The 25,143-nt window shown below is 61.2% G+C and carries 28 protein-coding genes and 1 pseudogene; 14 read left to right on the top strand and 15 right to left on the bottom strand.

Annotation, left to right across the window (positions count from 1 at the left end):
- Nucleotides 1-51: 51 nt before the first annotated feature.
- The 3 genes from argB (at nt 52) to NFV80_RS02570 (ending at nt 2,981) form a co-directional block, all read left to right on the top strand.
- Nucleotides 52-939: an acetylglutamate kinase gene (argB, locus tag NFV80_RS02580; RefSeq protein ID WP_295325907.1), complete on the top strand. Its 888-nt coding sequence runs from the start codon at nt 52-54 to the stop codon at nt 937-939.
- A gap of 28 nt (nt 940-967) precedes the next feature.
- Nucleotides 968-1,597, top strand: a complete 630-nt coding sequence (locus NFV80_RS02575; RefSeq protein WP_295325910.1) for a pyrimidine 5'-nucleotidase — start codon at nt 968-970, stop codon at nt 1,595-1,597.
- 283 nt (nt 1,598-1,880) lie between these two features.
- Nucleotides 1,881-2,981: an acyltransferase gene (locus NFV80_RS02570; protein ID WP_295325913.1), complete on the top strand. Its 1,101-nt coding sequence runs from the start codon at nt 1,881-1,883 to the stop codon at nt 2,979-2,981.
- Here the strand turns inward: NFV80_RS02570 and hemB are convergent.
- Together hemB and yihA are read right to left on the bottom strand one after the other, a co-directional pair.
- The gene (gene hemB / locus NFV80_RS02565; RefSeq protein WP_295325916.1) at nt 2,965-3,981 is read right to left on the bottom strand and encodes a porphobilinogen synthase; all 1,017 of its coding nucleotides are present in this window, start codon (nt 3,979-3,981) and stop codon (nt 2,965-2,967) included. The two genes, NFV80_RS02570 and hemB, sit on opposite strands and share 17 nt — an antisense overlap.
- A 303-nt stretch (nt 3,982-4,284) precedes the next feature.
- Nucleotides 4,285-4,872: pseudogene (gene yihA / locus NFV80_RS02560) on the bottom strand (ribosome biogenesis GTP-binding protein YihA/YsxC); the annotation flags it as partial.
- 134 nt (nt 4,873-5,006) lie between these two features.
- On the opposite strand from yihA, the gene NFV80_RS02555 reads away from it, so the two are divergent.
- Both NFV80_RS02555 and NFV80_RS02550 read left to right on the top strand, forming a co-directional pair.
- Nucleotides 5,007-5,642, top strand: coding sequence for a c-type cytochrome (locus tag NFV80_RS02555; protein WP_295325919.1), 636 nt, complete (start codon nt 5,007-5,009; stop codon nt 5,640-5,642).
- A gap of 151 nt (nt 5,643-5,793) precedes the next feature.
- Entirely contained in the window at nt 5,794-6,225 is a 432-nt protein-coding gene (locus NFV80_RS02550) for a CBS domain-containing protein (RefSeq protein WP_295325922.1), read from the top strand.
- A 79-nt stretch (nt 6,226-6,304) separates the two neighbouring features.
- Here the strand turns inward: NFV80_RS02550 and NFV80_RS02545 are convergent, their stop codons facing one another.
- Nucleotides 6,305-6,928 carry a histidine phosphatase family protein gene (locus tag NFV80_RS02545; RefSeq protein ID WP_366143396.1) on the bottom strand — a complete coding sequence of 208 codons (624 nt, stop codon included), beginning with the start codon at nt 6,926-6,928 and terminating at the stop codon, nt 6,305-6,307.
- Between the two features lie 172 nt (nt 6,929-7,100).
- Between NFV80_RS02545 and glpK the strand changes: the two genes are divergently transcribed.
- Nucleotides 7,101-8,612 (top strand): glycerol kinase GlpK, encoded by a 1,512-nt coding sequence (gene glpK / locus NFV80_RS02540; protein ID WP_295325927.1) that lies wholly within the window; start codon nt 7,101-7,103, stop codon nt 8,610-8,612.
- 355 nt (nt 8,613-8,967) lie between these two features.
- Nucleotides 8,968-9,465 carry a hypothetical protein gene (locus NFV80_RS02535; protein WP_295325929.1) on the top strand — a complete coding sequence of 166 codons (498 nt, stop codon included), beginning with the start codon at nt 8,968-8,970 and terminating at the stop codon, nt 9,463-9,465.
- 144 nt (nt 9,466-9,609) lie between these two features.
- Here NFV80_RS02535 and NFV80_RS02530 read toward each other — a convergent pair whose 3' ends face one another.
- Nucleotides 9,610-10,278: an OmpA family protein gene (locus NFV80_RS02530; protein WP_295325931.1), complete on the bottom strand. Its 669-nt coding sequence runs from the start codon at nt 10,276-10,278 to the stop codon at nt 9,610-9,612.
- Nucleotides 10,279-10,637: 359 nt separating this feature from the next.
- Between NFV80_RS02530 and NFV80_RS02525 the strand changes: the two genes are divergently transcribed.
- Nucleotides 10,638-11,624: an NAD(P)H-dependent glycerol-3-phosphate dehydrogenase gene (locus NFV80_RS02525; RefSeq protein WP_295325934.1), complete on the top strand. Its 987-nt coding sequence runs from the start codon at nt 10,638-10,640 to the stop codon at nt 11,622-11,624.
- 20 nt (nt 11,625-11,644) lie between these two features.
- On the opposite strand, the gene NFV80_RS02520 is transcribed toward NFV80_RS02525, so the two are convergent.
- From NFV80_RS02520 to NFV80_RS02510, 3 genes are read right to left on the bottom strand one after another with little or no spacing between them, the layout of a single operon-like run.
- A complete protein-coding gene (locus NFV80_RS02520) occupies nt 11,645-12,172 on the bottom strand; it encodes a tRNA (cytidine(34)-2'-O)-methyltransferase (protein ID WP_295325937.1) in 528 nt (175 codons plus the stop codon).
- Nucleotides 12,159-12,965, bottom strand: a complete 807-nt coding sequence (gene dapB / locus NFV80_RS02515; protein WP_295325940.1) for a 4-hydroxy-tetrahydrodipicolinate reductase — start codon at nt 12,963-12,965, stop codon at nt 12,159-12,161. Before dapB ends, NFV80_RS02520 begins: the two co-directional genes overlap by 14 nt.
- Before the next feature lies 1 nt (nt 12,966).
- Nucleotides 12,967-13,449 (bottom strand): outer membrane protein assembly factor BamE, encoded by a 483-nt coding sequence (locus NFV80_RS02510; protein ID WP_295325943.1) that lies wholly within the window; start codon nt 13,447-13,449, stop codon nt 12,967-12,969.
- 177 nt (nt 13,450-13,626) lie between these two features.
- Between NFV80_RS02510 and fur the strand changes: the two genes are divergently transcribed.
- Entirely contained in the window at nt 13,627-14,103 is a 477-nt protein-coding gene (fur, locus tag NFV80_RS02505; protein ID WP_296757721.1) for a ferric iron uptake transcriptional regulator, read from the top strand.
- A 58-nt stretch (nt 14,104-14,161) separates the two neighbouring features.
- Nucleotides 14,162-14,437, top strand: a complete 276-nt coding sequence (locus tag NFV80_RS02500) for a type II toxin-antitoxin system Phd/YefM family antitoxin (protein WP_295325950.1) — start codon at nt 14,162-14,164, stop codon at nt 14,435-14,437.
- A 397-nt stretch (nt 14,438-14,834) separates the two neighbouring features.
- Here NFV80_RS02500 and NFV80_RS02495 read toward each other — a convergent pair whose 3' ends face one another.
- Complete coding sequence (locus NFV80_RS02495) at nt 14,835-15,368, bottom strand: helix-turn-helix transcriptional regulator (protein ID WP_295325953.1); 534 nt, start codon at nt 15,366-15,368, stop codon at nt 14,835-14,837.
- 282 nt (nt 15,369-15,650) lie between these two features.
- Nucleotides 15,651-16,271, bottom strand: coding sequence for an IS21-like element helper ATPase IstB (gene istB / locus NFV80_RS02490; protein WP_295325956.1), 621 nt, complete (start codon nt 16,269-16,271; stop codon nt 15,651-15,653).
- Between istB and NFV80_RS02485 the strand changes: the two genes are divergently transcribed.
- The 3 genes from NFV80_RS02485 to NFV80_RS02475 all read left to right on the top strand — a co-directional run bounded on the left by NFV80_RS02485 (nt 16,263) and on the right by NFV80_RS02475 (nt 17,665).
- Complete coding sequence (locus NFV80_RS02485; RefSeq protein ID WP_295325958.1) at nt 16,263-16,787, top strand: zinc ribbon domain-containing protein; 525 nt, start codon at nt 16,263-16,265, stop codon at nt 16,785-16,787. The genes istB and NFV80_RS02485 overlap by 9 nt on opposite strands.
- On the top strand, nt 16,784-17,239 hold the full coding sequence (locus NFV80_RS02480; protein WP_295325961.1) for a LacI family transcriptional regulator: 456 nt from the start codon (nt 16,784-16,786) through the stop codon (nt 17,237-17,239). The genes NFV80_RS02485 and NFV80_RS02480 overlap by 4 nt, the downstream gene beginning before the upstream one ends.
- 129 nt (nt 17,240-17,368) lie before the next feature.
- The gene (locus NFV80_RS02475; RefSeq protein ID WP_295325964.1) at nt 17,369-17,665 is read left to right on the top strand and encodes an antibiotic biosynthesis monooxygenase; all 297 of its coding nucleotides are present in this window, start codon (nt 17,369-17,371) and stop codon (nt 17,663-17,665) included.
- Between the two features lie 225 nt (nt 17,666-17,890).
- Here NFV80_RS02475 and NFV80_RS02470 read toward each other — a convergent pair whose 3' ends face one another.
- The 5 genes from NFV80_RS02470 to NFV80_RS02450 are packed head-to-tail and all read right to left on the bottom strand — an operon-like array spanning nt 17,891 to nt 21,886.
- Complete coding sequence (locus NFV80_RS02470) at nt 17,891-18,712, bottom strand: alpha/beta hydrolase (RefSeq protein WP_295325967.1); 822 nt, start codon at nt 18,710-18,712, stop codon at nt 17,891-17,893.
- Between the two features lie 6 nt (nt 18,713-18,718).
- Complete coding sequence (locus NFV80_RS02465; RefSeq protein WP_295325970.1) at nt 18,719-19,936, bottom strand: pyridoxal phosphate-dependent aminotransferase; 1,218 nt, start codon at nt 19,934-19,936, stop codon at nt 18,719-18,721.
- Complete coding sequence (locus tag NFV80_RS02460; RefSeq protein ID WP_295325973.1) at nt 19,933-20,559, bottom strand: dimethylmenaquinone methyltransferase; 627 nt, start codon at nt 20,557-20,559, stop codon at nt 19,933-19,935. Before NFV80_RS02460 ends, NFV80_RS02465 begins: the two co-directional genes overlap by 4 nt.
- Complete coding sequence (locus tag NFV80_RS02455) at nt 20,556-21,221, bottom strand: RraA family protein (RefSeq protein ID WP_295325976.1); 666 nt, start codon at nt 21,219-21,221, stop codon at nt 20,556-20,558. The genes NFV80_RS02460 and NFV80_RS02455 overlap by 4 nt, the downstream gene beginning before the upstream one ends.
- Nucleotides 21,218-21,886, bottom strand: coding sequence for an RraA family protein (locus NFV80_RS02450; RefSeq protein ID WP_295325979.1), 669 nt, complete (start codon nt 21,884-21,886; stop codon nt 21,218-21,220). Before NFV80_RS02450 ends, NFV80_RS02455 begins: the two co-directional genes overlap by 4 nt.
- Before the next feature lie 108 nt (nt 21,887-21,994).
- Between NFV80_RS02450 and NFV80_RS02445 the strand changes: the two genes are divergently transcribed.
- The gene (locus tag NFV80_RS02445) at nt 21,995-22,885 is read left to right on the top strand and encodes a LysR family transcriptional regulator (protein ID WP_295325982.1); all 891 of its coding nucleotides are present in this window, start codon (nt 21,995-21,997) and stop codon (nt 22,883-22,885) included.
- 866 nt (nt 22,886-23,751) lie between these two features.
- On the opposite strand, the gene NFV80_RS02440 is transcribed toward NFV80_RS02445, so the two are convergent.
- Nucleotides 23,752-24,972 carry an aminotransferase class I/II-fold pyridoxal phosphate-dependent enzyme gene (locus NFV80_RS02440; protein WP_296757712.1) on the bottom strand — a complete coding sequence of 407 codons (1,221 nt, stop codon included), beginning with the start codon at nt 24,970-24,972 and terminating at the stop codon, nt 23,752-23,754.
- Nucleotides 24,973-25,143 lie beyond the last annotated feature (171 nt).

Genomic DNA, 25,143 nt, shown 5'->3' with positions numbered 1-25,143 from the left:
ATTTGCCGACACGCCGGGTAAAATCCCCGGCCTATCATCAGGATTCTCGCCATGAGCCATCGTACGATCACCCCCGCCGACGAAGCCGCCATTCTCGCCGAGGCACTTCCGTACATCAAACGGTTTCACGGCAAGACGATCGTTGTCAAGTACGGTGGCAATGCGATGACCGATGAGCATCTCAAGCTATGCTTCGCGCGCGACGTGGTGCTGCTCAAGCTCGTCGGGATGAACGTCGTGGTCGTTCACGGTGGCGGCCCGCAGATCGAGAGCCTGCTCAAACGAGTCGGCAAGAAAGGCAGGTTCGTCCAGGGAATGCGCGTGACCGATGCCGAAACGATGGAAATCGTCGAAATGGTGCTCGGCGGGCAGGTCAACAAGGACGTGGTGAATCTGATCAACCAGGCTGGCGGCAAGGCGGTTGGCCTGACCGGCAAGGATGGCAGCTTCATTCGCGCGAGAAAGCTGCTGCTGACCAACCAGGACAACAGCGAGGACCGGATCGATGTCGGGCAGGTCGGCGACATCACGCAGATCGATCCGTCGCTGATCGGACACCTCGAAGCGGGCGGTTTCATCCCGGTAGTCGCACCGATCGGGGTCGGCAAGGGAGGCGAGACTTACAACATCAATGCCGATGTCGTAGCCGGCAAGATCGCGGAAATTCTCAAGGCGGAAAAACTGGTTCTGCTGACCAATACCCCCGGCGTCCTTGACGAGGCGGGCGCGCTGATTACCGGAATGACGCCGAAAGAGATCGACGAGATGGTCGCCAACGGCACGCTGTCCGGCGGCATGCTGCCAAAGATCGGTTCGGCGCTCGATGCCGCCCGCAATGGCGTGAAGAGCGTCCACATCATTGATGGTCGCGTCGAGCACGCCTTGCTGCTGGAGATTCTGACGGATCACGGCGTCGGCACGATGATCAAGTCGCATTGACTGCGAGGTGGCGCAGCGATCCGCGTCATTGGTTTGGTTGTTCGATCTCGACAACACGCTGCACGACGCCCGCCCGCACATCTTCCCGCACATCAATCGTGCGATGGTCGAGTATATCCGCGATCACCTCGGTGTGGACGAGAACGAGGCGACCCGCATACGCCAGCACTACTGGCAACGCTACGGAGCCACGCTGCTCGGTCTGATGCGGCATCATGGTACCGATCCCCGACACTTTCTCTGGCACACCCACCAGTTCCCCAATCTCAGGCGCATGCTGGTATTCGAGCGCGGGCTCAAGGCCATGCTGCGCTGCTTGCCCGGACGCAAGATCGTCTTCTCGAATGCGCCGCTGCATTACAGCGAGGCGGTACTCGCACTCGCCGGGATCAGGGGCAGCTTCGCTGCCGTCTACTCGGTCGAGCGTCTCCGCTTTCAGCCGAAACCGGCCGTCGGCGGCTTCCGCCACCTGCTGCACAGAGAGCGGCTGGCCGCCCGTCGCTGCATCCTGGTCGAAGACTCGTTGGCCAATCTGCAGACAGCCAAGCGACTCGGCATGAAGACCGTGTGGATCAGCGGCAGTACCCGCCAGCCGCCGTTTGTCGACCTGCGTCTGGCGTCGATCCTCGACTTGCCCCGCCATGTTCACCGTCTCTAGCCGTGACGCAGCCTGCGAGCACAAAGCACCGCCGCCCCAAGCGATACCTCAAGCCCGTGGAGTCGGGTAGACTCCGTCTGCAGATCGCCCGCTGCCATGATCGAGCCCTGTGCATCGACATGCCGCATGCCCGTAGTCGTGCCGATTGGCGAGCGGCTGCGACAGCCTGCCGGCCACCGGGCGCCCGGCATTTCCACCGGTGGTCGGCCGCGGGAATTTCTCGGCCCAGCTTTCCGACCTAGCCAACCGCTGCCCTTTGCTCAATACGAAAGGCACTTCTTAGATGGTTGATCCACGCATGCCGGACGTTCACACGCGACTGGCTTTCATCGACGCCCTGAAGGCGGTCGCCTTTCAACTGATCGTCCTGCATCATCTGGCGTTCTACGGCCCCATGTCGGATCACGCCTACCCGCTGGCACCTGCCCTGATCTCCTGGCTGAGTCAGGACGCTCGGATGGCGGTCCAGGCCTTCCTGGTCATCGCCGGATTCCTCGCCGTGCGTAATCTGGCACCCGCCGGCACACTCCTGGCGGCCCGCCCGCTGCTACTGATTCAGAAACGCTACCTGAAACTCGTCACACCTTACCTTGCCGCCGTGCTGATCGCGATTGTCTGCGCCGCCATCGCTCGCCAACTGATGGTGCACGACTCGGTACCCGACTGGCCGACGCTGCCGCAGGTCGCCGCGCACGCGCTGCTGCTGCAAAGCGTCCTGGGGTATGACGGACTTTCGGCAGGGGTCTGGTACGTCGCCATCGACTTCCAGCTTTTCACGCTCCTGGTCGGCATGTTGTGGCTGGCCCGCAGCATCGACCGCAGCACCGGGGCCTGGGCACCCGTCTGCAGCGCTCTGCTGGTCGTCATTCTCGCCTCGGCGTCGCTCTACTACTTCAACCGGGATGGCGACTGGGACATTTGGGGCGTCTACTTCTTTGCCGCCTACGCTCTGGGAATCGGTACCTACTGGGCGACCAACCGGGAACATGCGTTCGCTTGGCTGCTGCCTATTTTCGCGATGGTGGCGAGCGGATTGCTGCTCGATTACCGCCCACGTATTGCCGTGGCGCTGGTGGTGGCGATGCTGCTGGCTGTCGCGCGCCGCTGCCGATTTCTCGAAGGCTGGCCGAAGTCGCGCCTGATCGCCGACCTCGGACGGATTTCCTATTCGGTCTTTCTGATCCACTTCCCGATCTGTCTGGTGATCAGCGGCGTCTTCGCGCGCTTTGCGACGGACGATCCCTGGGTCAACCTGACCGGGATGGGAGTCGCCTGGCTGGCGAGCATTGCCGGCGGTGCGCTGTTCTACCGTTTCGTGGAAAGCCCGGCGCAACGCGGCCTGCTGCGCATGCGTATGGCCTCCAGGCTCAGGCAGACTCCTTGAGCCAAGCGGCAACCGACAGCGCAAAGTAGGTCAGAATTCCGTCGGCACCGGCCCGTCTGAACGCCAGCAGGCTTTCCAGGACGCAGGCTCGCTCGTTCAACCAGCCGTTCCGGCTGGCAGCCTTGAGCATCGCGTACTCTCCGCTCACCTGATAAGCGTAAGTGGGCACCCTGAACTCGTCCTTTACTCGTTTGACGATGTCGAGGTAAGGCATTCCGGGTTTCACCATCACCATGTCGGCACCTTCGGCGAGGTCCAACGCCACTTCCCGAAGCGCTTCGTCGCTGTTCGCCGGGTCCATCTGATAGCTGTACTTGTCTCCCTTGCCGAGATTTCCAGCCGAACCGACCGCATCGCGAAATGGACCATAAAAGCTGGATGCGTACTTTGCCGAGTAGGCGAGGACGCGTGTGTGGATCTGCCCTGCCCCGTCGAGTTCACGCCGGATGCGCCCGATGCGGCCATCCATCATGTCGGAAGGGGCAACGATGTCCGCCCCCGCCTGCGCATGCAGCAAGGCCTGTCGGGCAAGGATTTCGAGTGTCTCGTCGTTCAATACGTAACCGCGCGGGTCATCGGGGTCGATCAGCCCATCCTGCCCGTGGCTGGTGTAGGGATCGAGCGCGATGTCGGTGATCACCCCGAGTTCCGGAAACTCCTTCTTCAAGGCGACCACGGCACAGGGCACTAGGCCATCGGGATTGCAGGCCTCTTCGGCCGCCGGCGTCTTGCGCCCGCGATCGATCACCGGAAACAGGGCCAGTGCCGGAATGCCCAGGGCAAGCGCCTGCTCGGCCGTTTTCAGCAGACAGTCCAGACTCTGCCGTTCGATCCCCGGCATCGAGGGGATCGGCTCGATTCGCTTCTCTCCCTCGAGCACGAAAACCGGATAGATCAGATTGTCGGCCGCCAGCCGCGACTCGCGCATCAGGCGACGCGAAAAGTCGTCCCGCCGCATGCGACGCATGCGTGTGGCGGGAAAATTTTCTCGGTAGTTCATGGACTCCGCCTCACACCGATAGGATGAAAAAAAAATGCGTCGGCCAGGAACTAGCCGCAAGCTGCTCCACTCTCATTATCGGATGGTTTGACCATCTCCCGCTTCACCTCCCTGAGCGGGTGCCTTATTCCCGTAAGGCATGTCTTGCCCCCGGCCCCCCCCTTTGCCGGGGGTTTCTTTTTCCCGATCGCCTGCGACGCCGTCGGCAGTGGGGACGTCACGGCCAGTCGCCGCACCCCTTCTCGGTTCTGCTCCGCCCTCGCCCGCAGAACCGGAAGCTCGCAGCTCTGCTTTCGCTTCCAGGCCAAGCCAGGCGCCGAGAACACTCTCCGCCTCAGCAACCCCCGATTTCTTCAGGCTCGAAAACAGCTGCAGAGAGCAATTGCCGCAGAGTTCCACAAGCTCCCTTCGCACGTCGCGAAACGTCACGATCTGTTCCTGGCGAGTGAGCTTGTCGGCCTTGGACAGGAGCACGTGAATCGGCTTCCCGGTCGGCGCAAACCAGCCCAGCATCTTTCGGTCGAGCTCGGTGAGCGGGTGGCGGCTGTCCATGATCAGCACCAGTCCGCAAAGAGGCGCACGCTGCTGCAGATAGGGAGCAAGCAAACCTTCCCATCGCGCGCGAACCTCCTCCGGCGCCCTGGCAAATCCATAGCCTGGCAAATCGACGAAATATTTCCCATCAGCAAGCCGGAAGTAATTCAGATGCTGGGTTCTTCCCGGCGTCTTGGAAACGAAGGCAAGACGCGAATGATTCGCCAGTGTGTTGATTGCCGAGGATTTGCCGGAGTTCGAGCGTCCGGCGAAGGCGATTTCGCAGCGAGAATCGCTCGGCAGGTCGCGCAGGCGGGCAACGGTCGTGTGAAAGGCGGCGTTCTGGAACAGGGGCATGAAGGAACCCTGGAAGACTATGTGCGGATCGAGGGGACGCGCGCCCCGGGGCGTCAATCTGATATAGAATACCAGCTTTGCTGCATCGCTTCTCGGGCTTCGGATTAGTCACTGTTGGCAATGGGAGTTTGGACATGATTCGTACTACGGCACTCGCGGTTCTCCTGGCCGCCAGTTATCCCGCAATCGCAAACGAGCAGGCGAACACACCGGTCGACCTGGCGAAGGCCAAGGAAATCGCCGAGAGCGTTTGTGTCGGCTGCCACGGGGCCGATGGTAACAGCCAGGTCGCTGCCAACCCGATCCTCGCCGGCCAGATCCCCGGCTATCTCTACAAGCAGCTGGGCGATTTCAAGTCCACAGATGGGAAACCGGCGATGCGCAACAATCCGATCATGGGCGGCATGGTCGCCACGCTGTCGGACGGAGACATGAAGAGCCTGGCAGTGTATTTCTCGCAGCAAAAAATGAAGCCTTCGCTGGCCAAGGAAGAGAAGCTCTTGGCTGAAGGCAAGACGCTATGGCGACAGGGAGACTTTGCCAAGGGCGTACCGGCATGCGCCGGTTGTCATGGTCCGGCGGGCGCCGGATTGCCGGCACAGTACCCGCGACTGGCCGGGCAGTACGCAGACTATACCGCCGCCCAGTTGAAGAGTTTCCGGAGTGAGGAACGCGTCAACGATTCGGAAAGAGTGATGCGAATGATTGCAGGCAAGCTCTCGGACCACCAAATCGCCGCGGTCGCCGAGTACGCCGCCGGTCTGCGCTAGAGCGTCGCGCGAAGAGGCAGGGCGCGCCGGAGTAATTTCCGCCGCGCTTGGTCGTGCCCCACGGGGTGGTCGCCCTCTGTGCTCGCCCTCTTGGCAAGAAGTGTCTGACAGTCTAGTATGAGCTGACCCCCCCGACCAGAAAGGACGCTTCATGAAGACACTCAGGCAAATCCTCGCCGGCAAGAGTGGGCAGCTGGTGACTGTCTCGCCGGACGATCAGGTTTTTCACGCGCTCCAGCTGATGGCCGATGCCAATGTCGGTGCACTCCTCGTGCTTGACGGTGAGCAACTGGTGGGCATCTTCTCGGAGCGGGACTACGCGCGCAAGGTGATCCTTTTCGGCAAGGCGTCGAAGGATACGCTGGTTCGCGAGATCATGTCCGACAAGGTGCTGTACGTCACTCCGGACCGCACGGTCGATGAGTGCATGGCAATCATGACCGAAAAGCACTTCCGCCATCTCCCGGTTCTCGACGACAAGGGCAAGGTGCTCGGGGTCATTTCGATCGGTGACGTGGTCAAGGAAACGATCTGCGCGCAGCAGTTCATCATCCAGCAAATGGAGAAATACATCACGGGTTGACCACCGTGCACCTGGGTCCGCCCAGTGCCTACTTCCGACGAGATTTGGCGTGGCCGGTCATGATGGCACGGAGGCCAAGTTATGGCAGTTCGTCGAGGCCGACCATCGCGAGATGTCCGGTTTCTCCCCAGGCTTCCAACAGCCAGCGGTCGTCCTGAAACCGTACCCAGTTGATCCCAGCATTAGGAATCAGGAAATCGCGTGGTTTGCTCAAGGGATTGCCACGAACCAGGCGATTCACGATGTCGAGCACCCCGCCATGGGTGACGACGACGATCGTCTCGCCGGGATGATCGATGGCAATCCGTCGCAGACCGCCGCTGACTCGCTCGTGCAGTTGCTGCAGGCTCTCTCCGCCCGAAGGAATCACGAATTCCGGCTCGCGCCTTTCGAACGACAGGTATTCGGCCGGGTATCTGGCACGAGATTCTTCGTAGGTCAGCCCCTCGAACAGCCCGTAGCGCCGTTCTCGAAACTCTGCGCGCAGGGTCGGAACCAACCTCAGGCCGGCCGCGATTCGATCGGCTGTCTGTCGCGTGCGTAGCAGGTCGCTGCTGTACAGCACCGTCACCGCCAAGCGGGACAGCCAGCGTGCCACTGCCTCGGCCTGTGACAATCCAACGGCATTGAGACCGACGTCGATCTGGCCCTGGATACGCTTTTCCGCGTTCCAGGTGGTTTCACCATGGCGAACGAGGCACACTCGGGTTGCTTCCTGCATATCGTGTCGGTATTCCGCGAGCGGAGGTGAGCAATTGGCCAACGGCCATTCTAAGCCATCTGGCGAAGACGCGTCGCCCAGTGCCGCAGTCTGAACGGATATCTCCATCGACTGCGGGGCAAATCTCCGCAACAGCCACGTAGGAGGAACAGTCGTGAAAAATGGCTATGTGCTGGCAATAGACCAGGGCACCACCGGTTCGACAGTGCTGATTTTCGACCATGACGGTCAGGTCAGGGGCCGCGCCTATTCGGAGTTTGCGCAATACTACCCGAAGCCCGGCTGGGTGGAACACGATGCCGACGAGATCTGGCTGGTGACCGTCAAGGTGATCGGCGAAGCGCTCGCCGCAGCGCGGATCCGGGCCAGCGATCTGCGCGCGATTGGCATCACCAACCAGCGGGAAACGACGGTGCTCTGGGATCGGGCCAGCGGGAAGCCCGTGGCCCGGGCAATCGTCTGGCAGGATCGCCGCACGGCTCACCATTGCGACGAGCTGAAGGAGCGCGGGCTGGAAGAACTCTTCCGCCGTAAGACCGGGCTGGTGATCGATCCGTATTTTTCTGGGACCAAGGTCAAGTGGTTGCTCGATCAGGAGGATGGCCTGCGTGCTCGCGCCGAGCGAGGCGAAATTGCTTTCGGCACGATCGATTGCTGGTTGATCTGGAAACTGACGGGCGGCCGGACGCACGCGACGGACTATTCCAACGCCGCGCGTACGCTGCTTTACAACATCCAGGATCTTTGTTGGGACGAAGAGATTCTCGGACTGCTCGATATCCCGAAGGCGATCCTGCCGGAAGTGAAGCCCTCCGCATGCATTTTCGGGGCGACCGGTCCGGAGCGCTTTTTCGGTACGCCCGCTATTCCGGTGGCCGGGGTCGCCGGCGATCAGCAGGCAGCGCTTTTCGGCCAGGCCTGCCACGGCCCCGGTCTTGCCAAGAACACGTACGGCACCGGTTCCTTTGTTCTCATGAACACCGGCAACAAGCTCGTTTTCAGCAACGAAAGACTGCTCACCACGATCGCCTGGGGAATCGGCGACGAACCGGTCGAATACGCGCTGGAGGGCGCCATCTTCGTTACCGGCGCAGCAGTGCAGTGGCTTCGCGACGGACTGCAGATCATCCAGTCGGCTGCCGAATGCGAAGCGCTGGCGCGCTCCGTGGCAGACAACGAGGGCGTCTACTTCGTGCCAGCGCTGGTTGGGCTCGGCGCACCGCATTGGGACCCCTATGCCCGTGGCCTGCTGATCGGCCTCACACGCGGTACGACGCAGGCGCACGTGGCCCGGGCAGTCCTCGAAAGCATGGCGTACCAGACGCGCGACGTGATCGAGGCGATGCAGCGCGACTCCGGTATCACATTGAGGGAGTTGCGCTGTGATGGCGGCGCCTCGGTCAACAGCCTGTTGATGCAGCTGCAGGCCGACATCCTCGGGGTGCCGGTCGAGGTACCACGCATCGTCGAAACCACAGCCCTCGGCGCCGCGTACCTCGCCGGTCTGGCCACCGATTTCTGGAGTGATCGCCGCGAGCTGGCAGACAAATGGCAGCTCGACCACCGCTATACGCCGCGTCTCGATCAAGCCGAGCGGCAGCGTTTGTTCAGGCGCTGGCACCAGGCAGTCGAACGTTGCAAGGGCTGGGCGCTCGACGAGGAATGAACGGTTTGCCGCTGCACGGCTGCGCTGGCACGGAGAAGCGCTCGCCAGCGCCCGCAAGCAACGTCGATGCGGCTCGTGCCATACGCGAGCTCGCCATGCGGAGCAATAGGCAGTGCCGCCGAATTTCACTTCCGGTGCACAACCAAGGGGACCGTCGCCATCGGCATTGACGGCACGGGACAGGCAGGAGTGGCGCCTCACTGCTTGCATTCTCGCGACCTGACCGCGTGCCTGATGTCGCTCGGGAATCCCAGCAGCAGCGGTCGAACCCTACAAGAAACATTTGCTGCGCTGCAGCAATCTCTGCTATATTGATTACGTTCTCGGCTCGCGGTTGTGCTACGGCAGGAAACGCATGTACATCGTAGATGATCCCACTCTCGCGCTGATTATCCGGTTTGTTGGCGATTCGTCGGACCCGGAGATTGCGGGTGCTGAATTCTTTCGTCAGCAACTTGCTGCGATCGAGGAGTATGTGGCGGGTTTTCCGTCCACCGAGAGAGAGTCGAGGGCGGCGGCGTGGATCGAAGCGAACGCCCGACTATACCGGCAGCAGTGGCAGAAGCAGGTGGCGCTCGACGCCCTGGCGAGCAAGAGATGTCCGGACTGCCCGATCATGGGCGGCGACAGGAACACTCCCTGTGCAATCCATTCCCGCTGGCTGAGACTCTTGCGCAGCTACGCGGCGAGCGAGCTTTCTTCGCACGATTATGTGGAAAGGAGCCTCGCGCTGCTCTCCGCGCACAAGGAATCGCTGAAGGTCGGCCGCGCCCGCGCGGCTCTGCCGCGCGGGCACACGAGCAATATGTCCCTCCAGGTCGAAGCGGAGGCGCCGCTCGCCGCAACGATGTGACGGGCTTCGCTTGCGGCTGCCACAGCGCACCGGGTGGATCCTTCCGGTTCGACTACCTGCATTCTGATCCGCAGACAAGCCCGATACCCGCGGGCAATCGGGTTGCGACTATCTCACCGGAGCGTGCCCGTCTTCCGCTGCTCGTCATTTCGCAGGAGGCTCGGCGACGAAGATTTCCACACGACGGTTCTTTGCTCGACCGGCGGCCGTGGCGTTGTCGGCAATTGGCTGGCTCGATCCGCGGCCGTCGATGGCGATGCGTGACGCCGAAACTCCACGTGAGACCAGATAGTCTCGTGTCGCGGCCGCACGGTTCACCGACAGCGGATTGTTGACCGCGTCGGAACCACTGTTGTCGGTATGACCGACGATGGTGACCGTAGTCACCGGATACTGGTTGAGTTGTGCCGCGAGACGATCGAGCACCGGACGCATCTCCGGTTTGATGTCATAGCGGCCCGTGGCGAAGGAGACGTCGCTCGGAATGTCGATCTTCAGCTGGTTGTCCGCCGTCTGCGAAACTTCTACTCCGGTGCCTGCCGCCGCCTGCTGCATCGCAAGTTTCTGCTCCTGCATGTGCTTCGACCACAGGTAGCCACCACCCGCCCCGATAGCCGCGCCGATCAATGCACCGGTCGCCGTGCTTCTTCCCTTGTTGCCACCTGCCGTGGCACGACCGATGATCGCACCGGCGGCAGCGCCAATGGCCGCCCCCGTCGCAGTATCGCGTTGCGTTTCACTCATTTCGGCACAACCGGGAAGAATCCCGACGATCATGCTCACCGAGGTGACCAAGGCTATCGTTCTTTTCATCTTTCAGTCTCCGGAGAACGGCAGCGCCGAACTGACGCTGCGAGGTGGCAACATTCTGCTGTCGCAACGGAAAAAAAGAAACCCCCCCCGATTTTCGCTCCTCACCCCGCGAAGAGGGGGAAAGATACCGGACGAACATTCTCATTCCCTTCGCCTGCGCGTCGCCGGGATCACTTGCGCATGACCAGGCTCTCCGCCACCACGCGTCATGCGGATTGACGACTGCCGCGACCGCCGGATATGCTCCCGCGACCCGCTGGCAGGTGTCGAAGGCGCCAGAGCAATGGACTCCTGGTCGCGGTCGCTGCCGCGCTGGCTCGCGGCGCAGCGTTGACCAACGTTGGAAGGGAGGCAAATCGATGCGAATCGCCGTACTGGGCGCCGGCGCGTGGGGCACCGCGCTGGCCATCTCCTTCGCCCATCGCCATTCGGTCGTCCTGTGGGCGCGCGATCCCGCAAGAGTGGCAAGCATGCAGGCCGCCCGCGAAAACAGCCGCTACTTGCCAGGCCACGCGTTTCCCGCCTCACTCGATCCGACCGGAGACTTCGAAGGAGCCACCGATGGCGCGGAACTGCTGCTGCTTGCCGCCCCGCTGGCCGGCCTGCGCACGGCGCTGCAGTCCTTGCGCGAGGCGCGAATCTCTGCGCCTTTCCTGTGGGTGTGCAAGGGACTGGAAAAAGGCAGCGGACTGTTGCCACACCAAGTGGTGCACGACGTCCTCGGCCGACGGGTATGCGGAGTGCTTACCGGGCCGAGTTTTGCGGACGAGGTGGCACGCGAGCTGCCAACCGCAGTGACCATTGCATCTGACGACGCCACATTTGCGCTGCGTTGTGCGGAAGACCTGCATGGGCCGCGCCTACGAATCTATGCCAGCGACGACGTGATCGGCGCCGAAGTGGGGGGCGCCGTGAAAAATGTCATGGCCATCGCCACCGGCGTTTGTGACGGCCTCGGACTCGGCATGAACGCGCGCGCGGCGCTGCTGACACGTGGATTGCACGAAATCACCCGCTTTGGCAAAGCCCTGGGAGGACGCGCCGATACCTTCATGGGCCTGACCGGAATGGGCGACCTGTTTCTGACCTGTACCGGCGATCTTTCGCGCAACCGGCGGGTCGGCCTTCTCCTGGCGACCGGCAAACCGCTCGATCAGATTACCCGGGAACTCGGTCACGTCGCCGAAGGCGTTCCCGCCGCCCACGAGGTGCAACGCCGTGCTGCGGCACTGGGAGTCGCAATGCCGATTACCGACTGGGTATGCGCAGTACTCGACGGCACGGTAACGCCGATCCAGGGAGTCGCCGCCCTGATGGAACGCGATATCGGATTCGAGGACAAATAACCTGGACCGAATGCACCGTGCTATGTGGCACCAACGTAACCGATCTGGCGCCACGCTTCATAGACGGTGATCGCGACCGCGTTCGACAGGTTGATGCTGCGGTTGTTCGGCAACATCGGCAGGCGCAGGCGGTGCTCGGCGGGAAACTCGGCAAGTATCTCCGGTGGCAGGCCGCGCGTCTCGCAGCCAAAGACCAGCGTGTCCCCGGCTCTAAAATCGACACTGACCGGAAATCGGCTTCCCTTGGTGGTCAGCGCGAAACGTCGCCCCGACGGCGAAAGCTCTGACAGCGCCTCGCTGCAGCTCGCCCAATCCGGGTGGACCTGTACTGCCACCAGCTCAGAGTAGTCCATCCCGGCACGCCGCAGGCGGTTCTCCGTGAGCTCGAAGCCGAGCGGCTCGACCAGGTGCAATCGCGCTCCGGCATTGGCGCACAATCGTATGGCGTTGCCGGTATTGGGCGGGATTTCCGGATGGACCAGGACGACCTCGAAAGTCCGGCAGAGCGAGGAAAGGCCCGCCTTGGCCGATGCCTCAGCGCAAGCCAAGCACGTCCTGCATGTCGAACAGGCCCGCCTGCCGCCCAACCAGAAAATGGGCGGCGCGCAGACTGCCGAGTGCATACGGCATGCGGCTGCCCGCCTTGTGACCGATCTCTACCCGTTCGCCGACGCCGCAGAACATGACCTGGTGATCGCCGACGATATCGCCACCGCGAACAGTGGCAAAACCGATGGTTGTCTGCTGCCGCTCGCCAGTCACTCCTTCGCGTCCATAGACGGCGCAATCGTCGAGATCGCGACCAAGCGCCCTGGCCACCACCTCGCCCATGCGCAGCGCAGTGCCTGAAGGTGCGTCGACCTTGTGCCGGTGATGCGCCTCGACGATCTCTACGTCGTAGCCCTCGCCGAGAATCCGGGCGGCAAGGTCGAGCAGCTTGAAGACCACGTTGACGCCGACGCTCATGTTCGGCGCAAAGACGATCGGGATCTCCTGCGCCGCCGCGGTGATCGCCGCCTTGCCGGCGCCGTCGAAACCGGTAGTACCGATGACCATGGCCACGCCATGCCGGCGGCAGACCGCGACATGTTCGAGGGTGGCGACCGGGCGCGTGAAATCGATCAGGACGCTGGCCCGCGCAATACCCGCTTCGCTGTCGCTACCAACCCGGACACCACAAGGGCGCCCGACCAGCTCACCGGCATCCTTTCCCTGCACCGTCGCATCCGGCTGATCGAAAGCTGCCACGAGCGCCGCACGCGGATCGCCCAGCGTCGCCTCTATGAGCATGCGTCCCATGCGGCCACCGGCACCCGCGACCGCAACCCTCAGTTCATCCATTTCAGAATCCTATGCTGTCCATGATCCCACCGAAAAAGCCTCGCCCTTCGGGAGGCGGAATCTCCACAGTGGCGTCCGCCGGCAACGATCCCAGATCGATTTCCCGGTTGCGCACCTCGGTAACGCCGGTAGAGTCGCTCGCGTCGGCCGCAGCCACATCACCCGCGACCCTCTGCAGCCTGCCGTCGGCGTCGAAGAAGACGGTAAAGCGGCGCGTCTCGACTTCGCCGGAATTTCCCTTCTTCAGCCAGTAGAAATAATCCCAGCGATTACCATGGAACATGTCCATCAGCACCGGAGTACCGAGGATGAAGCGCACCTGATCCTTGCTCAAGCCCGGGCGCAACTGGGAGACCATGTCCTGCGAGAGGACGTTTCCCTGCTGCACGTCGATCCGGTATTCGTTGAAGATACGCGGCACCGAGGAGCAGGCGGCGAGCGTGGCAAGGGCCGCGACGGCTAGTGCGAATCGGGGAAAAATCATCTTCAGGTCGAACCGTCTTCCGTGGTCGATAACAAACGGGCAATGGCGTATGCCCGGGCCCCACTATGGTCGGAGCGTCGATCGTCCGGACGGGAAGCCAGCTTCGGGACCGCACGCCCGGCAGCGAGGGTATATCATAACCGAAACCCACCCCTCGTACCCGACCAAGGTAAGCCGATGAGCAACTCCGAAGACCTCAAGAACATCGGGCTGAAAGCCACCAGTCCTCGCCTCCACATCCTTGCCCTGTTCGAACGGACGGAAGTGCGCCATCTCTCGGCCGAGGACGTGTACCGGCTGTTGCTCGCCGAAAACCTGGACATCGGCCTCGCCACCGTCTATCGCGTTCTCACCCAGTTCGAGCAGGCCGGTCTGCTCGAACGCCACTACTTCGAAACCGGCAAGGCGGTATTCGAACTGAGTCACGGACAGCATCACGACCATCTCGTCTGTATCGATTGCGGCCGTGTCGAGGAATTCTACGATGCCGAGATCGAACGACGACAGACCAGGATTGCCAGGGAGCGCGGCTTCACCATTCGCGAACACGCACTCCACCTTTATGCGGAATGCAGCAAGCCGGAATGCCCGCATCGTGGCGAACGTGCCAGTGCGATGAGGAGTTCTGGCGAACGCCACAAGACGCCATCCTGAAGAAGCGTTCTCCTGGCCAGCAGGCCACTGCGGACGCGTGCTCCCCGTGGAAAGCACCGTGACCGAATCCATTGTCCGATTCCGCGAGCTCAGGAGCCGCTTGCGCCATTACCTGAGACTGGCCTGCGGGGGCAATTCGGTCGTCATCACCGACCGTGACGCACCGGTCGGCCGGGTCGTGCCGATCGAACGGGATCTGGACAGGCGTTTCGCCGCGCTACGTGCCGCTGGGCTTCTGCAATGGAGCGGGCGACGGCTGGCACCGCGCCAGCGGACTGTCCGATTCCCGCCGGGCACGACTGCCGCCGAACTGATCGTCGTAGATCGCAGGTGATTTCTTATCCTGTTGCTGAACGATGATTTCCGCCGGCAGCCGGTCGACCCGTAACCCAAGCCCACGTAGTTCGCCCTTTTCTGTCTTAATGTGAAAGTCGCCTCAGCGACTCACGAACCTCCCCTCGCCCGCTTGCGGGAGAGGGGTTGGGGGGCGAGATGGGGAATTCACGGAGCATGCTCCGTGCCCATCGAGCGATTCCGGCGTGCAAGCCGGAATGCGCCCTGCAAGGGAGGGAAACGGGCATGACTTTCATTATTGGGGGTGTCTGGGACCGTCATGCCCGTTAGCCCGCACTCGCAGAGTAGAAGGCCCTTCAAGGACAAAAGGGAAAAAACAATGACGAGATCCCTGCCGGCGCCGACGAACGGGCTTCCGTTCTTGGTGTCGCCGGCGGTCACGATCCTGAACTGCAGCTGGAGCAGCTTGTGCAGTTCGCGGTACCAGTTGCCCACCAGGACGCGGCGGATCCTCCTGCGCGACAGGCTCTTGCGGACGTAGAGGCCAGGCCGGTCATGATCGTCTTGCCGGCACCCGCCTCATCGGCCAGCAGGAGGCGCAGGCGATGCTGGAGCAGGGTACGCTGGTAGACCGCGATTCGCTGATGCGGCGGCGGATCGATCTCGCCGATCTCGATCGCAAACGCCGGATCGAACAGATGCCCGTCGGACAGCCGTTCGCCCTCGAAGAGAACGCGCAGCGCGTTTGCGTCCCCGGGGAAAAGTCCAGCCGATGCTCCTCGACCGAAGCGGCTATCGACATCGGCGCCGCTTCTACGGCTGTAGTTGCCCACACCCGATCCACCACAAGCGAGCGCCCTGAGCCTGGAAAGCCCGATCGCCGACGGCTTGGACTGCTCGTTCTCCCGTCGGTCGAGCGTGACGAACGAGACCCCCAGCAGATCGGCAGTTTGCTGTTGGGTCGAGCTCATCGACCTTCGAAGATCGCGTATCTGCTCTGGTTTCATGCGCGGCGCATTTCAACATGGTTTCCTCCGTTAGCCCATTGCGGCAGCCGGAGAGGGAGGGTCCAAGGCGATTGGGTAGCGGGTTTTCGGTGTGGCGCTGTCCGCGCCGGCCAGAAACTGGTGCGGATCTGACGGCTTGAAACTGGATGTTGATTGGGCATTGAGCATCGAGGGACGGTGAGCGAGCGAGACACAAGCGGCCGGCCCTGCGAAGCAGGAAGCCGGCGGCTCCTGGCGAGAAGAAGTTCAGGCGTCGGACTGATCGCGCATGCGGTAGCAGGGGCCCTCGATGACGATGGACTCGGCGTGATGGAGCAAGCGGTCGAGCAATGCCGAAGTCAGCGTGCTGTCGTTGTGGAAGATCTCCGGCCAGTGCTTGAAGGCACGGTTGGTGGTGATCACCGTCGAGCCGCGCTCATAACGCTGGCTGATCCCCTGGAAGAGCACATCGGCGCCGAACTTGTCGATGGGCAGGTAGCCGAGTTCGTCGACGACGAGCAGCGAAGGCTTGAGCAGCCGGGCCATCTCGCGCTTGATGCCGCCGGTGGCCTGAGCGGCGGCCAGCGCGTTGACGTTATCGACGGCACTGGTGAAGAGCGTCGTCTTGCCCTGGAGGCAAGCGGTATGGGCCAGGGCGATCGCCAGGTGCGTCTTGCCGACACCGACGCCGCCGAGCAGGATCACATTGCCGTGCTGCGGCAGGAAGTCCAGCCGAAACACCTGCTGCAGCAGCGCCCGGTTGATCTTCTTTGGCCAACTCCAATCGAAGCCGTCGAGCGTCTTGATCCCCGGCAGGCGGGCCGCCTTCACCCGGCGATCGTCGATCCAGCGTTGTGGCAAGGCGTGCACGATATCCTGGTGATCCACTGCCGCAACCGTGGCGGCGCGACGCGCTCCACCGTGCCGTTCCTGCTCAAGGGTATCGTGTTCGGGAACGATGGGCGTGCCTTGTCACCCTGGCACAGCATCAAGAAGGCGAGCGGGCGGCGCCATCGTTATTACATCCCGATGCGCGATACGAAGGAGCACGCCGGTGCTTCGGGGCTGCCGCGATTTCCGGCGGCAGAACTCGAATCCGCCGTGTTGGATCATTTGCGTGCGATTCTGCGCGCTCCGGCGTTGCTCGGCGACTTGCTGACCGAAGCGATCGAGCTGGATCCGACGCTGGATGAAGCCAAGGTCACCGTGGCGATGACGCGGATCGAGGCGATCTGGGATCAACTGTTCCCGGCGGAGCAAACCCGCATCGTCCGGCTGCTGGTCGAGAAGGTAATCGTGTCGCCCGACCACCTGGAAGTGCGTCTGCGCGCCAACGGGATCGAGCAACTGGCACTGGAACTGCGTTCGGATCAAACCGAACGGTGCGAGGAGGCCCTGGCATGAACGGGATTCGGATCGCCAAGGCCGGCGCGCCGGAGGTCATCGCAGCCAGTGACGGGAGATTGACGCTGTCGGTGCCGATCCGGATCAAACGACGCGGTGGCAGAAAGCTGGTCACGTTGCCGAACGGCGAAACGGCAACCCCAAGACCGTGGGATCAGGCGGCAACGCCGATGCAACTGGCACTGGCCAAAGGTCACCGCTGGCTGGCCATGCTCGAATCCGGCGAAGCGAAATCCATCAAGGCACTCGCCGCACGGGAGAAGATCGACAACAGTTACGTCGGCCGGCTGCTCAACCTGACCACGCTCGCGCCCGATATCGTGGCGGCGATTCTGGATGACACCTTGCCTCCCCACGTCACCGTGCTTGCTCTGGCGATCAATCCGCCGGTGTTGTGGGACGAGCAACGGTTGCGGATCAATGCGGTAGGCGACCGCCCATCGACGAACTGATGGGCCATCCCTCGGTCTATGCAATGTGGCCGCCTCGCGCAACGCAGAGCGGAAACGCTGGATCTGCGGTCCGCCGATCGACGACGCATGGCACCCCATTCCGCCTACCGATAACAAGGAGAAAGCCTCATGACCGCCTTCAACGTCGTGCGCTTCCGGGTGAAGCCGGGGCGCGAGCAAGAATTCCTGGATGCACATCAGAAGGTCTCGCGCGATTGGCCTGGCCTCAGGCGGGTCAACATGCTGCAGACCGGCGACAGAAGCTACTGCATCATTGCCGAATGGGACGGCATGGACTCGCTTGCCAACGCTCGACCAAACATGATCGCCACGCTCGATTCGTTCCGCGACACACTGGAAGATTTGGGTGGCGGTCTTGGCGTCACCGATCCGGTCTCGGGCCCGGTGGTGCTGGAGTTGAAATAGTACGTAGAAGTGGGCGCAAAGCCCGTCGCTGTTCGGAAACCGCCTATCAGCCAAAGGGACAGTAGCGACCCTTTGCCGACATAGGACAATGAGAAGTCCACCGGCCGTTACTGCCCTATGCTGCCGTTGACGTAGCTCATTCAAAGACAGGTATCCGCTCAACAGGCGACCTAAGAAATCTGTCAGCTTGCCTATTTCGAAACCCAATGTCGGAAGGCAACAGCTCTATAAAGACATTGCCTGTGACTTCGAGAATTGCAAGAATTTCGCAATCGCATTCCACATGCCCGGAGGATTGGAATACATCGGGAAATGTCCGCATTGCGTGATACAGGCTAGACGAACGCTGTGACGGGCAAGGTGCGGCAGATAGCTAAGGTGCTGGTTCTGCTCACCGTACATGAACATCTTTGGGCAACGCAGCTTCAGAAATCGGTGCATCAAGTCGCCATTGTCAGACAAGTCAACCATCGACCGAAAAATGCCAGGCACTGCTTGGGCCCGCACTTTATGAGGCAAGCTTGCAGCATATAGCGAGCTGGCGAATGCTGGGGACTGTCGTACCCGCTTGATGAAGCGCTGCAAGAATCGCTCACAGTCATCGTCTGGGAATTGATCGATCTGCCGGCTCAAGAAGCAGTCCTCGGAGGCGACGTTGCCTTCAATATTCGTGAAACTCAAGACCCTCTCCGGGATTCGATCTGCCAACATCAGCGACGTCAGCCCACCCATCGAGTGCCCTACAAGGTGAAAGCGCTCATATCCCGCAGCGTCCACCATGGCCACGGCCGTATCAATCAACAATCCAATGGATATGCGGTCCAAGCGAGAGCACTCTGTCACCCCGCAGCCGGGTGCATCCCACGCCAGAACTGGATGGTCATCGAATCTGGAGTGTAAGGAAATATCTGCGTAGTCTTCCTTGGTCGAACCGAACCCATGCAGAAACACAATGGGCTCGGCATTGCCATCGCGCTGCAAAGTAGCCACATCCAGATCCGTTTCATGAATCCGCAATGTGCGACGTGAAAATGCAAGAGGCGTCATGTCCGTCTACCTGTCGCAACCTCTGACAAAAGTCTCCAATGCACGGCATGCTTTTTGGAGCGACGCGTCGTCCAGCGCGTAAGCAATACGCAGATACGACCCCAAGCCAAATGCACTACCGTGAACAGTCCCCACACCCTGTTCATTGAGCAGCGCCAGGGCGACCTCTTCATCGCTTTGCAGTGGCGAACCGGCAGCCGTGACGCGGCCAATCAATGATTCACAGGACACGAATGCATAGAACGCCCCGGCGGGGGGCGAGCAATGCAAGCCTGGGATGCGGTTGATGCTTGCCACCACTACGTCACGCCTTCGCTGAAAGACTGCTCGTGTCTCCCGCACAAAATCCTGCGGTCCATTGAGAGCCGCCAACGCAGCGTACTGCGAAATCGAACACGCCCCTGACGTCTGCTGACCTTGCAGGGTCTCCATGGCCTGCAACAGCCATCGAGGCCCCGTGCCAAAGCCGATGCGCCATCCGGTCATTGCATAGGCCTTGGACACGCCATTCATGGTCAATGTTCGATCACGCAGGCGTGGCTCCACTTGGGCCAAGGTCTGGAACAGCGCGCCGTCATAGATCAAATGTTCGTAGATGTCGTCGCAGAGGATCAACACTTGCGGATGGCTTAGCAGCACATCGGCGAAAGTCCGCAATTCCGCAGCCGAGTACACCGCGCCCGTTGGATTGGATGGCGAATTCAGGATCAACCAGCGTGTGCGAGGCGTAATTGCGCTTGCCAGGGTATCAGCCGTGAGCTTGAAGCCATCAGATTCACGACACGAAACAAGGACGGCCGCCGCACCACTGAGTTGCACCATTTCGGGGTAACTGACCCAGTAGGGCGCCGGGATGATGACCTCATCACCAATGTTCAAAGTCGCGGCCAAGGCGTTGTACAAGACCTGCTTTCCACCACTGCAGACAATCGTGTCCTGCCAAGTGACGTCCAGCCCGTTCTCGCGCTGGAACTTGCGAGCCACTGCTTCACGCAGCTCACGCAATCCAGCTACTTGAGTGTATCGCGTCTTGCCAGCCTCGATGGCAGCGATGGCGGCCTGCCTGACGTGAGATGGTGTGTTGAAATCGGGCTCTCCAGCCGTCAAGGAAATGATGCTGCGTCCGGCCGTCCTCAATTCGGCCACGCGGTCAATCATCTTGTAGGTTGCGGACGGCTTTGCCGCGGCCAAATGCACGTTGAGTCGTTGAAGCCTGGCGTTCATGCACGCTCCCTCGAAGCTTGTAAACCCATGAGCTCAACCGTTGTGGCGCCCTTGGCCAGTTGTTCCATCATGGCCGCTTCCTTGGCAGCTCTTGCATCCCCAGCCACTATTACTCGAGATATGTCGGCGGCGGGCAAGATGACCACGCCATCGTCGTCGGCAACCAGCCAATCGCCCTGCTGAACGGGCACACCGCTAAAGCGCATGGGTTTTCCTACGGAGGGCGCTGTCGCCTTCACTGTGCCGCAAACGGAGATCCCTCGACTGAAAACCGGAAACCGCCGCCGCTGTAGCGCGGCAATGTCTCGCACGCCCCCGTCAGTCACGAGTCCCACGATTCCAACGGCCTCGGCTGCGACCGTTAGCACTTCACCCCAGTAGCCTGCCAGATAGCCGCCCGTGGCAACCAAGAGCACACTACCTTTGGGTGCTCTTTCAAGCGCCAAATGGATAGCCAAGTTGTCGCCCGGCGCACATTGCACGGGATAGACAAGTGCAGCGATAGCAGCCCCCTGCCATACCGGACGGATGGCCGGATCAACCGCACAGGCGAGCCCCGAAGCCTCATACAGCGTGGATGTGCCCAGCGATAGCGCTCGTTCCGACATCAACTCGGTATTCATGAAGATCTCGTTTGTAGTTGGTGGTAGCCCATGGACTTGCGGGCATCGCCCAAGGTCATGCCGCTGGAGATCAACTCGCGGATGCGGGATTCCGCATCCTCAATGTGTCGTGCGGTCTGGGCAACCTCTCTGGCACGAGCGCGGGGGACCACGACCACACCGTTGGCATCGGCCACAACAATGTCGCGGGAGCACACCCGCGCAGTACCGATGGAAACAGGTTGATTGACCGCCGCCACTTCCACACGATCCTTGCCTGTTCGCATGAAACGTCCCCGCGTGAACATCGGGTAGCCACCACCCAGTGCCTTGGCTACATCGCGGCAAACACCATCAATCACCGTTGCGGCAATCCCACGCAGTCCCGCGTACTGGGTCATGATGTCGCCCCACACCGTACAGTCCGTGCGGCTTCCGTTATCAATGACCACCACATCACCCGGTGTCACGTCGTCGATGAAGTCGCCGACCGTTCCAGCCGGTTGACCACAAGGAACGTACCGTACCGTGAAAGCTGGACCGACAACGGTGTGAGCGTAGTTATCCAGAGGGGAGATTCCCAGGCACTGGCCTCGAATTCCCAGTTTGTCCATGGCGTCGGACACGCCGGGGGTATCCAGCCCATCGAAAAGGGCTACCAATTCTGCATCGGTGGTGTTCATTGTGTCTGTCCCACCTTAATGGCTTCAAATTCCTTGTCGTGCATGACCGCTTCGACGGACCGGCCAGACCGTACGGCTTTCACCATGCCATCCTGGCGGCGCTGGATGCGCTCTGCGAGATCCAGTACTTCGTCAATGCGCTCCTGCGCAACGAACACGGTCCCGCACCGGTCTGCGATGACGTAGTCCCCTTCACTCACCGTGACGCCGCCAAATGCGATCGGCGTACCCGATGCAACCTGGATGACCCGGTTTCGGGCACTAACCATGGTGGCGCCACGGCCATAGAGCGGGTAGCCAAGCGCTTCGTTGGCTTCAATGTCGCGGGCGTAACCGTCGATGACGGTGCCCCGAATACCTTTGACGCTGGCTGCATTGGCCAAGATATCCCCCCAACACGACACACCATCTGTGCCACCTGCAATGACAAGTACACGGTCGGCACTGTTGATGGCAGCAATGACGGGCGATATCAGGTGCACGGTTGGCGCGGCCTCGCGTTTGGGGCCAAGCTGAACCGTACTGGCACGGCCCACGATACGCGGGCAATTCCAAAGAGGTAGTACGCCTACAGTGGCACCCGGCATGGCGAGAAAGTCGAGGGCATCGGACACCGTCGTGGTGTCGAGTTGTGAAAACCGGCTTAGTGCTTGGGAAGTGGTCATGTTTGCATCCTTCGATGGAATGAATGCAACTGTTCCTGAAAACGGATGATCTGTAAATTCCAAATTTAGTAAGCTTGTGATACGAAATAGATATGAAGGTGTCTGTACATGATTAACTTTCGTCTCATGCGCCATCTATGGATGTTTCTCGCGGTGGCTGAGGAGCAACACTTCGGCCGAGCAGCCCGGCGACTGGGCATGTCGCAACCGCCGTTGACGGAACAGATTCAGGTCCTTGAGCAAGCCCTGAAGGTCAAGCTCTTTGAACGCTCACGGCAGGGAACGCAACTCACCCCGGTAGGGCGTGCCATCCTGCCCGCCGTCCAACGGTTTGCATCACAAATGGAACAACTCGAACTGACCGTGCGCGAGGCCACGGCTGGACAGAGCGGAACCTTGACCATAGGCGCCATTTCGTCGGCACTGGTTGACGCAATTCCGCCTTTGGTCGATCAATTTAAGCAGGCGCACCCAGACGTTTCTGTATCGGTGCGCGAGATCGATAGCGCTGAAGCCATACCGGCCTTGCAGGCCGGGGAGCTTGATCTTGCTTTTGCAAGGCTTCAGGGTGAACTTGGTTCAGATATATCCACAAAGCTGCTTGCTCAGGACCGCATGGCAGTTGCTTTACCGTCCAAGCACCGATTGGCTGGCAGTCAGTCTATTCGACTTGGCCAGCTTGTCGATGAGCCTTTTGTGATGTTCATGCGCCAAGTAAGTCCGGTGTATTTCGACAGCATCATCGCCGGCTGTCAGGCGCATGGATTTTCTCCCAGGGTGCTACACGATGTACGCTCAGTGGCTGCGCAGATTGCACTCGTAGGATGCGGTCAGGGCGTGGCGTTGATTCCATCGGGATTGAAGCGTCTTGCACCAGAAAATGTTTTGGTGAAGCCACTGAAAGAAGAAATCGAAGTGGTTACGACAGCCGTTGCCTGGCGCCGCAATTCATTCAACCCGGCCCTACAACTGGCGCTTTCGACATGGAAGTGGGCATAACAACTGGCTGGTCTCCGAAGAACAACTGTCATTGGAAGCGCTCACTTGTGTGGCAGTTTGTGGCCGGGAACGGCCCGCCAACGGCAATCTTTCCAGCATTTTGCGTTCGCTGGAATGGAGCTACTGTTTCCACCGCCTACCAATGCTACGAATCAACCGCCTGATCGGACCACGCGTAACACGTTGATTTTAGGAATCGTAAATTGGGACCTTCGTGGACTTCAAGTCTCCAAGGGAAGCGAGGCCGGAGAGAAAAATGGCCAGGAGAGAGTGAAAACGGCCAAATCCGGGCGCCCGCGGGAAACCCCGAAGTCCACAGGAACCCGCACGAACCCGCGCCAGGACGCGGGAGTACCAAGAAAAAGCCCCGACCGAGAACGGCCGGGGCTTCTTGTTTGGTGGGCCCGCAGGGACTTGAACCCTGGACCAAAGGATTATGCTTGCCACTACGACTTTCGCCGCCCCTTTCGAGTTTGTGGTCTGGACTATACCTTCCCGTTACAGGCTGGCCGTCTAGTCTCTACACCTTTCCCCGTTCTGCTCGGAGACTTGGCTCGGTATTGGCTTGTCCCGAAGAAGTTAGCTTCCACCGAATTTGACCAGTTCTACCCACCGCCAGAGGCAATCTGGCGACGGACAACCCATGAGAACAACCATGCACCGGAGAGTGCTCAGGTTGGCCTCGCTAAGTCCTCTGCTCTGACCGACTGAGCTACAGGCCCGGGGCAGTATTTTACAGGGTTCCCACACGCTGACCACAGACAGACCGCGGATCCCGATGGCAACAGTCGTCCGCGGAGTCGGCCAGATGGGCGACCGGAGGTTCGCGAGTCGCGTTCGCGTCTTTCCCGACAACAGAAATCACCTCAGGTACGAGCGCGGCCAACCGGCCTGGCTCCAGCCTCGACCAGACAGCGATCGATGCGCGCCATGGTTTCCGCGATGTCTTCGTCGAGGCCGATCGAAAAGCGGATCAATCCTTCGTGCAGACCTGCTGCCTCGCGTTCCTCCAGCGGAATCTCGGATGAAGTGCTGTGGCCGGGCGTGGTAAACAGTGTCTTGAAGTAGCCGAGGCTGACCGCCAGATAGCCGACCTGCTCGCGTTGCATCAGCGTCATCAGGCGGTTGGCTGTGGCAAGATCGCCGGCATCAAGGGTCAACATTCCCCCCCAACCATACCCCGGATTCATCAAACGTCCCAGCAGTCCGTGCTGTGGATGACTCGCCAGCCCCGGGTAGTGTACGGTGTAGCCCAGACCCTCAAGCCGGGAAGCCAGATAGAGCGCATTCGCGCCATGCTGACGCAGGCGGATGTGCAGACTGTGCAGATTCTTCAGAATGCTCGCTGCGCGCGTGCTGTCGAGCACGGGGCCAAGGAGCATGCTCGGACCCGCATTGATGTCGTTCAGTCGGGCAATGAACTCGCGCGACGACACGACGCAGCCGGCAACACAGTCACTGGTGCCGTTGACGAACTTGGTCAGGCTATGCACGACGACGTCGGCACCATGGCGAAGCGGCGACACGATCATCGGCGTGAACGTGTTGTCCACGACCAATCGTGCCCCGTTCTCGTGCGCGATGGCGGCTAGCGCCGGCAGGTCGCTGACTTCGAGCAGCGGGTTGCTGAGCGATTCGCAGTAGAGCACTCGTGTGCGTGGCGTCATGGCGGCACGCAGCGCATCGTGATCGCAAAGGTCGACGAAACGGGCATTGACACCGAAGCGTGGCAACAGATTCTTGAGCAGGGCGTAGGTGCCGCCATAGATGGTGCGGCCGCAGACGATCTCGTCGCCGGCACTGCAGAGGGTCATCAGCGTGGTGCTGATCGCTCCCATCCCGGACGCCATGACTTGCGCGGCTTCGCCATCTTCCATCCGCGCCAGCGCACTGGCAAGGTACTTGTTGGTTGGATTGAAGTGACGCGAATACAGGAAGCAGCCTTCGATCTCGTGCTCGAACAACTCCGCCATTCTCTCCGGGCTGAGAAATGTGTAGGTGGAGGAGTCGGTGATCGATGGATTGACGTCCCCGAACTCGCCGAACACCAGGTAATCCTGAACTCGAGACGCCGGATTGAAACCCATTGCGATCCTCATCGGAGGCGGGTCAAAGCGGTACCGTAGCACGTGGCAGGCGGCATCGGCAACAGTCCGGTCGTCTGCTGTAGGGAACACGTAACCTGTCCGGGTTTGTAGCAAAGGGTCTGTCCGGTTTATGTTGCTCCAGAGGAGGAGCGAGATGAGACGGACGGAGTT

Source organism: Accumulibacter sp. (assembly GCF_023806565.1).
Classification (GTDB): Bacteria; Pseudomonadota; Gammaproteobacteria; order Burkholderiales; family Rhodocyclaceae; genus Accumulibacter.
The sequence above is the reverse complement of the archived record's forward strand: the minus strand, read 5'-3'. Positions and strand labels throughout refer to the sequence as shown.

What these genes read in the sequence shown, in the direction of transcription:
- argB (WP_295325907.1), top strand. Translation starts at nt 52, where the DNA reads ATGAGCCATCGTACGATCACCCCCGCCGACGAAGCCGCCATTCTCGCC.
- NFV80_RS02570 (WP_295325913.1), top strand. Translation starts at nt 1,881, where the DNA reads ATGGTTGATCCACGCATGCCGGACGTTCACACGCGACTGGCTTTCATC.
- hemB (WP_295325916.1), bottom strand. Translation starts at nt 3,981, where the DNA reads ATGAACTACCGAGAAAATTTTCCCGCCACACGCATGCGTCGCATGCGG.
- NFV80_RS02555 (WP_295325919.1), top strand. Translation starts at nt 5,007, where the DNA reads ATGATTCGTACTACGGCACTCGCGGTTCTCCTGGCCGCCAGTTATCCC.
- NFV80_RS02550 (WP_295325922.1), top strand. Translation starts at nt 5,794, where the DNA reads ATGAAGACACTCAGGCAAATCCTCGCCGGCAAGAGTGGGCAGCTGGTG.
- NFV80_RS02535 (WP_295325929.1), top strand. Translation starts at nt 8,968, where the DNA reads ATGTACATCGTAGATGATCCCACTCTCGCGCTGATTATCCGGTTTGTT.
- NFV80_RS02530 (WP_295325931.1), bottom strand. Translation starts at nt 10,278, where the DNA reads ATGAAAAGAACGATAGCCTTGGTCACCTCGGTGAGCATGATCGTCGGG.
- NFV80_RS02525 (WP_295325934.1), top strand. Translation starts at nt 10,638, where the DNA reads ATGCGAATCGCCGTACTGGGCGCCGGCGCGTGGGGCACCGCGCTGGCC.
- dapB (WP_295325940.1), bottom strand. Translation starts at nt 12,965, where the DNA reads ATGGATGAACTGAGGGTTGCGGTCGCGGGTGCCGGTGGCCGCATGGGA.
- NFV80_RS02510 (WP_295325943.1), bottom strand. Translation starts at nt 13,449, where the DNA reads ATGATTTTTCCCCGATTCGCACTAGCCGTCGCGGCCCTTGCCACGCTC.
- fur (WP_296757721.1), top strand. Translation starts at nt 13,627, where the DNA reads ATGAGCAACTCCGAAGACCTCAAGAACATCGGGCTGAAAGCCACCAGT.
- NFV80_RS02495 (WP_295325953.1), bottom strand. Translation starts at nt 15,368, where the DNA reads ATGAGCTCGACCCAACAGCAAACTGCCGATCTGCTGGGGGTCTCGTTC.
- NFV80_RS02480 (WP_295325961.1), top strand. Translation starts at nt 16,784, where the DNA reads ATGAACGGGATTCGGATCGCCAAGGCCGGCGCGCCGGAGGTCATCGCA.
- NFV80_RS02475 (WP_295325964.1), top strand. Translation starts at nt 17,369, where the DNA reads ATGACCGCCTTCAACGTCGTGCGCTTCCGGGTGAAGCCGGGGCGCGAG.
- NFV80_RS02470 (WP_295325967.1), bottom strand. Translation starts at nt 18,712, where the DNA reads ATGACGCCTCTTGCATTTTCACGTCGCACATTGCGGATTCATGAAACG.
- NFV80_RS02465 (WP_295325970.1), bottom strand. Translation starts at nt 19,936, where the DNA reads ATGAACGCCAGGCTTCAACGACTCAACGTGCATTTGGCCGCGGCAAAG.
- NFV80_RS02460 (WP_295325973.1), bottom strand. Translation starts at nt 20,559, where the DNA reads ATGAATACCGAGTTGATGTCGGAACGAGCGCTATCGCTGGGCACATCC.
- NFV80_RS02455 (WP_295325976.1), bottom strand. Translation starts at nt 21,221, where the DNA reads ATGAACACCACCGATGCAGAATTGGTAGCCCTTTTCGATGGGCTGGAT.
- NFV80_RS02450 (WP_295325979.1), bottom strand. Translation starts at nt 21,886, where the DNA reads ATGACCACTTCCCAAGCACTAAGCCGGTTTTCACAACTCGACACCACG.
- NFV80_RS02445 (WP_295325982.1), top strand. Translation starts at nt 21,995, where the DNA reads ATGATTAACTTTCGTCTCATGCGCCATCTATGGATGTTTCTCGCGGTG.
- NFV80_RS02440 (WP_296757712.1), bottom strand. Translation starts at nt 24,972, where the DNA reads ATGGGTTTCAATCCGGCGTCTCGAGTTCAGGATTACCTGGTGTTCGGC.